This is a genomic window from Desulfothermus sp. (assembly GCF_053993635.1).
The window spans coordinates 1-7,824 of sequence record NZ_JBMYBT010000083.1 but is presented as its reverse complement, the minus strand read 5'-3'; the positions used below and the strand labels follow the sequence as shown (position 1 = coordinate 7,824).

Here is a 7,824-nt window from a genome sequence, read left to right as displayed (position 1 = left end):
CCAACTGAGGAATAACTATCTTTTCATTATCTCCAAGTATAACTTTTAGAACAAGACCCTTTCTATCTATTAAAAGACCAATTTGCCTCTTGGCCTCAGAGGTAAGTTCTGCAAGTTCCCAGGCCTGCTCCTTTGTGTAAGGAAGATTTTCCGGATATTTTCTTTTATAAAGTTTTTGTAGTCTTTTAATAAGGCTCTTTGGAAGTCCTGTATCATTTCCATAAATTTTAAATCCTATAGTTACACCTCCTTTGAGTTTAAATGTTTAACACAATTATTTTGCAATTCTAATCTCCTGGCCCCACTTTCTCAATCTCATCATGTTCATTCATTACATCCAATTTTTTAATATCTTCTTTTTCCTTTTTAACTAACTCTCTAAAGTTAGAATTGCAGGATAAAGAATAATAATCTTTTGCATCCCACAGTTCCTGTAAGATATCGTCTTTTATTTTTTTATTGGCGTACTTATTCATTTGTTATCTCCTGTGGTGTACAAATAGTTGGAATCACAAGACCCTTTTCAAGAGATATCTTCTGCAATTTTCTTATAAAATGTGCATTAGCCAAATGACGACAATTCCACGTTAACAAAAAATTCATTTTGTAATAAGTTGCTATGGCAACATGCAAAGCATCATCTCTTATTCCTTTGACAGTGCCTCATAGATCATCTTGTCATAGTTAGATGTTATATAAAATGTCTTTGCCGCCATTTTTTTTCTTAAATCTAATGAGATGGAAAAGTCATTATTTTTTAATTCATTAATTATTTCCTCATAAAAAGAGGTGTCAGGGACAACTGCAACACTAAAGTAATTTTTTGCAGCAGCACGAAGTAGAGTAGGCCCTCCAATGTCTATTTGTTCAATTAGGTCTTTTCCCTTGAGCCCTTGCTTTAAGGCCCCTTCAAAATTATACAGGTTCACACAGATGAGATCAAAGGGCTTAATGTTTAATTTTTCTAAGGTCTCCAGGTGTTCGCTGTTTTCCTTGTCTGCCAAAACCCCTGCATGGATATGGGGATGAAGGGTCTTTACTCTGCCATTTAAAATTTCTGGAAATTTTGTCACATCACTAACAGATGTCACCTTAAGTCCTGCTTGCTCTAATTTTTTCTTGGTCCCTCCAGTGGATACAATTTCCACTCCCCCTTGTATCAAAAAACTAGCAAACTCTACTAAATTGGATTTGTCTGTAACACTAATAAGCGCCCTTTTAATCTTTAAAAATTTCATAACTAAACTCCTTTTGCTATGCGTAATATTGCATCTTCTTTGAATTTTAGTCGGACATACAACCAAAAAATTTAATTTATGCTTTAATTTTGGGGTTAAGGTTTAAGGGTTAAATTGTTCAATGTTCAAAGTTCAATGTTCAACGTTTAAGGAACATAGAACTTCTATGAAACCCCACAAACCCATCCACCCATTAACCTACTTCCTATTTTGTCAAATCATTATGCAATTATCAACTATTAATTTTTTTTGCCTAAATCTTGGAATATAAGTTGCATTTTTATTACAAAATAACTCCAGCTTGTCAAAAATTTAGACAAACTTAGATTGAGGAGACAGCCATGAAGGGTTTGTTTGAAGAACCTATTGATCTCATGAAAAAGGTAATGGATTTAAGGTTAATTCGTCAAAATATTGTCGCCAGTAATCTGGCAAATATAGAAAATCCCCATTATAAGGCACGTCGCATAGATTTTGAGGAAAAATTACAAGAGGCCTTACAAATAAAAGAGACTGGAAGGCTCGCAAGAACAAATCCAAAACACATGCCTAATAAAATGACCGCCACCCCTGATTTTTACAAGGAATTAGAAATTAGGGTAGTAGAAGGCGAAGATGCGGTGGACTTAGACAAGGAAATGGCAATTCAGGCCAAAAACGTCCTTGCTTATAATACCCTTACAACCTTGATGAGGAAAGAATTTGATATGTTACACCAAGTGATCACAGAAGGAGGTAAATAATGCCACTTAATTTCATGACCGCCTTAGACATTGCAGCATCTGGTTTAAGTGCCCAGAGGACTAATTTAAATGTCATTTCTATGAACCTGGCCAATATAAACACAACCAGGACTCCAGAGGGCGGGCCTTACAAAAGAAAGACAGTAATTTTTAGGGCAGCCCCACTCAAATGGCCTTTTGATAATCTTATGGCTTCTAGAATAGAAAGAGAGGTAAAAGGTGTAAAGGTTAACAGGATAGAAGAGGAAGATCGTTATAAGAGGATTTATGATCCAAATCATCCAGATGCAGATAAAGACGGTTATGTGTTGTATCCAGATGTAAATGTTATTGAAGAAATGGCCAATATGCTTACTGCGCTTAGAAGTTATGAGGCAAACCTTTCAACTATTAGTACTGTAAAGACTATGTTAAATAGGGCTATTGACATTGGAAGATAAATATAATTTTTCTCAGGAGGTGTGGGATGAGTATTAAATCAATTGCCCATGCAGCTTATTTATCTGGGCTTCAAGATAAAGATTTATATACTCAAAATACAAAGAATTTCAGGTCTAGCCAGACTAAATCCTTTGGTTCAACAATAGAAGATTCTCTGAAAAAGGTAAATGAGTTACAAATAGAAAAAGACAAAATGATAGAAGAATTTGCCGTTGGAAAGAATGAAAATGTACATGAGGTTATGATCGCCCTTCAAAAAGCAGATGTTGCCATGAAACTCACATCTGCAGTTAGAAACAAGGTGATTGATGCATATAAGCAATTAATAAATATGCCAATGTAATTTTAATTGGTTGCCTTGTATTTCTCAAAAAAATTGAATTAAGTTAAGGAGACCAGCGCAAATGGCGAATTTTTTGTCTTCCTGGAAGGAAAAGATAAAGGAGTTGTGGGATAAGGGCACACTTCCACAAAGGATTTTGGCTATTGGTGTACTTGTATCCCTTACTCTTGTATTTATAATGCTACTTTATTTTTTAAATAGAGAAGAATATGCAGTGCTTTATTCCAACCTAAAACAAGAGGACTCTGCAACAATTGTAAAATTTTTAAAAAATCAAAAAGTAAAATATAAATTAAAACAAGGCGGAAGCACCATTTTGGTACCTAAAGACAAGGTTTATGATTTGAGGCTGGAGATAGCAGGTGAGGGGTTGCTTAGTAAAGGGACAGTGGGTTTTGAGATTTTTTCAAGGTCCTCCCTTGGTCAGACAGATTTTATACAACAGATAAATTACCAAAGGGCACTTCAGGGAGAGCTTGAGAGAACTATTATGTCCATTCCTGAAATCCAAGGGTGCAGGGTACACCTGGTACTGCCAAAAAAATCTTTGTTTGTTGAAGAACAGACCCCAGCCTCAGCTTCTATACTTGTGCAATTAAAAAGGGGAAAGGAACTTTCAAAGGAACAAGTAAAGAGCATTGTAAATCTTGTGGCCACAGCAGTTGAAGGATTAAAGCCTGAAAACATTACTTTAATAAATACCCGGGGTGAACTTTTAAATAGGCCATTTACCACATCAAAGGACATTGCTTTGACTACTACCCAGTTGGAGTATAAACTTAATCTTGAGAAGACTTTAACTAGAAGGATAAGAAATCTACTCATGCCCGTGGTAGGCCCTGGAAAGGTAATAGCCCAGGTGAATGTTGACCTTGATTTAAGTGAGCAGAATATTTATAAAGAATTATATGATCCAGACAAGACTGTTATAAGGAGTGAACAAAAGGTAAAGGAATCTTCAATAGGAGTTACACAGGCTGAAACATCAAAACCCGGGGTTCAATATCAAAAAACTGGGGGTGGCACTAGCACAAAAGAACAATCACAGCGTTCACAAAAAACCATAAATTACGAAATAAACAAGGAAGAGAGAAAAATATATATCCCAAAGGGGCAGATAGATCACATCACTGTGGCAGTATTAGTTGATGGATACTATAAAAAGGGTAAAGATGGTAAAAAAATTTTTGTTCCAAGATCTAAAGAAGAGTTAGAAAAGATAAAGGAATTGGTAAAAAATGCAGTTGGCATAAATCCTAAAAGAGGAGATAGCGTTGAAGTGGTTTCCATGCAATTTACCCCATTAGAGCTGGGTGGGCCAGGTTTTTGGCAGGTGTTACTTGATTACCTATCTAAATTCCTTACTCCAATTTTGAATAGTTTGGTAATTTTGCTCTTTTTGCTACTTGTAGTAAGGCCTGTTGTGCTATCACTTATTAAGCCAAAAGTAGAAGAAGAAACTGCTGAGTTGGAAGAACTGCCAGAGGGAGAAGGAGAGGAAGTGGAGGAACCTCAGCTTAGCGAAGAGGAACTGGCTGCACTTGAGGCTAAACGGCCCTTTGAAGAATTAAAACAAAAGGTTGCAAATATTCTGGAAAAGCATTCAGACGAGGCTTTGATTATAATAAAGAATTGGATGCGAGATGAGGTTAGGAGATAAAAAATATGGAAGAAATCAAAGACCCCAAGGAGTTAACTGGAGTACAAAAGACAGCTATCTTACTTTTGGCGTTGGGAGATCCGTATGTTCAAAAGATATTTAAAGAGTTGGATAGAGATGAGATAGTAAAAGTTTCAAAGGCAATGGTAGAACTGGAGACAGTGCCTCAGGAAATTGTAGAAGCAGTTTTGACAGAATTTCATGAGACCTTTTTGTCTGGGAAAAGGGCGCTTGTTGGTGGTCCTTCACAGGCAAAGAGAATTTTGTCTAAGGTTCTTGATGGAGAAAGTGTAGAAGATATTATGAAGAGATTGGAAACTGAACATAAACCTCCACCTTTTAAAGGGTTAGAGAATTATAGCCCCAATATTATGGCTCGAATTTTGGCCAATGAACATCCCCAGACCCTTGCCCTTATACTTGGACACCTTCCCCCTCATCAAGCAGCTGAGGTTTTGAAAAACTTACCTGCTGGGGTGAGGCCAGAAGTCCTTTTAAGACTGGCAAAATTGGAGAGTGTACCCCTGGAAATGTTATATGAAGTGGATTCTGTTTTAAGGGAACAATTAGAGGCTATGGGTGGTGAAGGTCAAAAAGTTGGCGGAGTACAGGCAGTAGCAGAGATACTAAATGCAACTGAACGTTCCATAGAAGAAGAGGTCTTGGCAGAGATAGAAACTGAGTCACCACAGATGGCTGAAGAGATTAGGGAACTTATGTTTGTTTTTGAGGATATTAAAAACCTTGATGATCGTTCCATCAGGGAATTGTTAAAAGAAATTTCCAACGAAGACTTAACGTTAGCCCTAAAAGGTGCATCAGATGAATTAAAAGAAAAATTCTTCTCCAATTTATCAGAGCGTGCAGCAACCATGATTAAAGAAGATTTAGAGATAATGGGACCTGTAAGACTCTCAGACGTGGAACAGGCCCAGAGAAATATAGTGCGTATTGTTAGACAGCTAGAAGCTGAAGGTAGAATAGTTATAGCAGGTAAGGGAGGAGAAGATGTCCTCGTCTAAAGGGAGAGTAATTGTGGGACATACTGGTTTTGTAATAGACGAGGTGGATTTTGCCAAAAAACATAACCAGTTGGATTTATGGGATGAGGAGACTGAAAAAAATTTTCTCAACAAAATAAAACAAAAGGCCTCTTTAGAGGCGTCAAATATAATAAAAAATGCTTATGAAAAAGCAAAATCAATTGAACAACAGGCCCAAAAGCAGGGTTATAATGAAGGATATCAAGAAGGTTTAAAAAAGGCACAACAAGAAATTGATGAGTTAAAATCTCAGATGAAAGATAGGTTTTTGGAATTGATAAATTCCATGGATAAGGAAAAACAAAAGATAATTAAATCTTATAAAGACGATATTTTGAATTTGATTCTGATTTCAGTGGAAAAGATAACAGGTTTTGCATATATTAAACAAAGAAAAAAGATTTTAGATGAATTACTTAATTCATGTTTAAAGGAAATTAAAGAAGCAAAGAGTGTAAAAGTATATGTTTCTGAGGAAGATTTGCCCCTAGTAGAGGAATTAATAGAGCCTTTTAAAGAGAAATATATTGACATAAAAAATTGGCATATTGTGAAAAAAGATAATATAAAAGCTGGAGAAGTAGTACTGGATACAGGTGTGGTTAAAGTAACGGATTCTTTTAATAAAAGATATGAGATGGTAAAGAAGATTTTAGAGGATGTTGAATTAAGTGATTAACCCATGAAAATAAAAGACGCAATCAATAAAATTGTTTCCCTTAAAAGCACAGATAGTTTTGGAAAGGTAAATAAGGTTATTGGCCTGGTAATAGAAGGAAAAGGACTAAATACATCCATAGGTTCAGTTTGTGAGGTGATACTTGAAAATGGCCAGTCCATTCCTGCAGAGGTAGTAGGTTTTAGAAATTCAACTGTACTTCTCATGCCATACGGTGAGCTAAGGGGCATAAAACCTGGATCATATATAAAAAATTTTAACACTCCTCCTTATGTTAAGGTTGGCCCTGAATTATTGGGGAGGGTAGTGGATTCTTTTTTAAATCCCCTTGATGGAAGGGGCAAAATAAATGTTGACAATTTGTATCCTTTATATGCAGAGCCCTTAAATCCCATTTTAAGGCGCCGCATAGATACACCTTTAGATGTTGGGGTGAGGGCCATAAATGGGCTTTTAACCATAGGAAAAGGGCAAAGAATAGCCATAATGGCAGGATCTGGTGTTGGAAAATCCACCTTACTTGGTATGATGGCGAGATATACAAATGCAGATGTAAATGTAATTTGCCTTGTGGGAGAACGTGGAAGAGAAGTTAATGAATTTATCGAAGATTCATTGGGAGAAGATGGACTAAAAAAGTCAGTAGTGGTTGTAGCCACTTCAGATTTATCTCCCCTTGAGAGGATAAGGGCGGTCTATACTGCTCAAACAATAGCAGAATATTTTAGGGATATGTCAAAAGATGTTCTTTTTATGATGGATTCAATAACCAGATTTGCAATGGCGTCCAGGGAAGTTGGTCTATCTATTGGGGAGCCACCCACTACTAAAGGTTACACTCCATCTGTATTTTCTCAACTCCCTAAATTGCTTGAGAGGGCTGGGACCTCTGATAAGGGTACAATAACTGGAATATATACGGTCTTAGTTGAAGGGGATGATTTTACAGAACCAATAGCAGATGCAGTTAGATCAATAGTAGATGGACATATTGTGCTAACTAGGGAGTTGGCAGACCAGGGACATTATCCAGCAATAGATGTGTTAAAGAGCATTAGCAGGTTAAGGTCTCAGATAATAGATAGGGAGCTTTATAAATTGGGCAATAAGCTCCTATCTACCTTGGCCACATATAAAAGGGTAGAAGACATGATAAATATAGGCGCATATTCAAAGGGTTCTAACACTGAGATTGACTATGCAATAGAGAAGATTGACAGAATAAATGAATTTTTAACCCAGGATGTAGAAGAAAGATCCTCCCTTGAAGACTCCTTTGCAAGGCTAAGATCAATAATAGAGGATTGATGTCAAATTGTTTTTAATGCCTTGACCATCCAGCCACTTTAAAATAATAGTGATTAGTGATTCGTGATTAGTGATTCGTGATTAGTGATGTGATTTACGATTCCGATTCCCGATTCCCGATTTCCGATTTCCGATTTACGAATCCCGAATCCATGGCCGGATATGGAATTCATGGGCGGATATGGAATCCGCCCCTACACATTATTCACAAATTACAAATCACGAATTACGAATTACGAATATGGTTCTAACACTGAGATTGACTATGCAATAGAGAAGATTGACAGAATAAATGAATTTTTAACCCAGGATGTAGAAGAAAGATCCTCCCTTGAAGACTCCTTTGCAAGGCTAAGATCAATAATAGAG

Annotated in this window: 9 protein-coding genes and 1 pseudogene; 8 read left to right on the top strand and 2 right to left on the bottom strand. The window is 36.5% G+C overall.

Annotation, left to right across the window (positions count from 1 at the left end; genetic code table 11):
* Positions 1–287 precede the first annotated feature (287 nt).
* Entirely contained in the window at positions 288–476 is a 189-nt protein-coding gene (locus ACY2V1_RS06595; RefSeq protein WP_461834002.1) for a hypothetical protein, read from the bottom strand.
* A 168-nt stretch (positions 477–644) separates the two neighbouring features.
* Positions 645–1,238 carry an IMP cyclohydrolase gene (locus ACY2V1_RS06590; protein ID WP_461834001.1) on the bottom strand — a complete coding sequence of 198 codons (594 nt, stop codon included), beginning with the start codon at positions 1,236–1,238 and terminating at the stop codon, positions 645–647.
* A 341-nt stretch (positions 1,239–1,579) separates the two neighbouring features.
* Here ACY2V1_RS06590 and flgB point away from each other — a divergent pair, with 341 nt between their 5' ends.
* The 8 genes and pseudogenes from flgB to ACY2V1_RS06550 all read left to right on the top strand — a co-directional run.
* Positions 1,580–1,981 carry a flagellar basal body rod protein FlgB gene (gene flgB / locus ACY2V1_RS06585; RefSeq protein WP_459880448.1) on the top strand — a complete coding sequence of 134 codons (402 nt, stop codon included), beginning with the start codon at positions 1,580–1,582 and terminating at the stop codon, positions 1,979–1,981.
* On the top strand, positions 1,981–2,421 hold the full coding sequence (gene flgC, locus ACY2V1_RS06580; RefSeq protein ID WP_461834000.1) for a flagellar basal body rod protein FlgC: 441 nt from the start codon (positions 1,981–1,983) through the stop codon (positions 2,419–2,421). Before flgB ends, flgC begins: the two co-directional genes overlap by 1 nt.
* A gap of 26 nt (positions 2,422–2,447) precedes the next feature.
* Complete coding sequence (gene fliE / locus ACY2V1_RS06575; RefSeq protein ID WP_461833999.1) at positions 2,448–2,765, top strand: flagellar hook-basal body complex protein FliE; 318 nt, start codon at positions 2,448–2,450, stop codon at positions 2,763–2,765.
* 61 nt (positions 2,766–2,826) lie between these two features.
* The gene (fliF, locus tag ACY2V1_RS06570; protein ID WP_461833998.1) at positions 2,827–4,425 is read left to right on the top strand and encodes a flagellar basal-body MS-ring/collar protein FliF; all 1,599 of its coding nucleotides are present in this window, start codon (positions 2,827–2,829) and stop codon (positions 4,423–4,425) included.
* A gap of 5 nt (positions 4,426–4,430) precedes the next feature.
* Positions 4,431–5,447: a flagellar motor switch protein FliG gene (fliG, locus tag ACY2V1_RS06565; RefSeq protein ID WP_461833997.1), complete on the top strand. Its 1,017-nt coding sequence runs from the start codon at positions 4,431–4,433 to the stop codon at positions 5,445–5,447.
* The gene (locus ACY2V1_RS06560; protein WP_461833996.1) at positions 5,434–6,147 is read left to right on the top strand and encodes a FliH/SctL family protein; all 714 of its coding nucleotides are present in this window, start codon (positions 5,434–5,436) and stop codon (positions 6,145–6,147) included. Before fliG ends, ACY2V1_RS06560 begins: the two co-directional genes overlap by 14 nt.
* Positions 6,148–6,150: 3 nt before the next feature.
* Complete coding sequence (locus ACY2V1_RS06555; RefSeq protein ID WP_461833995.1) at positions 6,151–7,455, top strand: FliI/YscN family ATPase; 1,305 nt, start codon at positions 6,151–6,153, stop codon at positions 7,453–7,455.
* Positions 7,456–7,626: 171 nt separating this feature from the next.
* Positions 7,627–7,824: pseudogene (locus tag ACY2V1_RS06550) on the top strand (hypothetical protein); the annotation flags it as partial.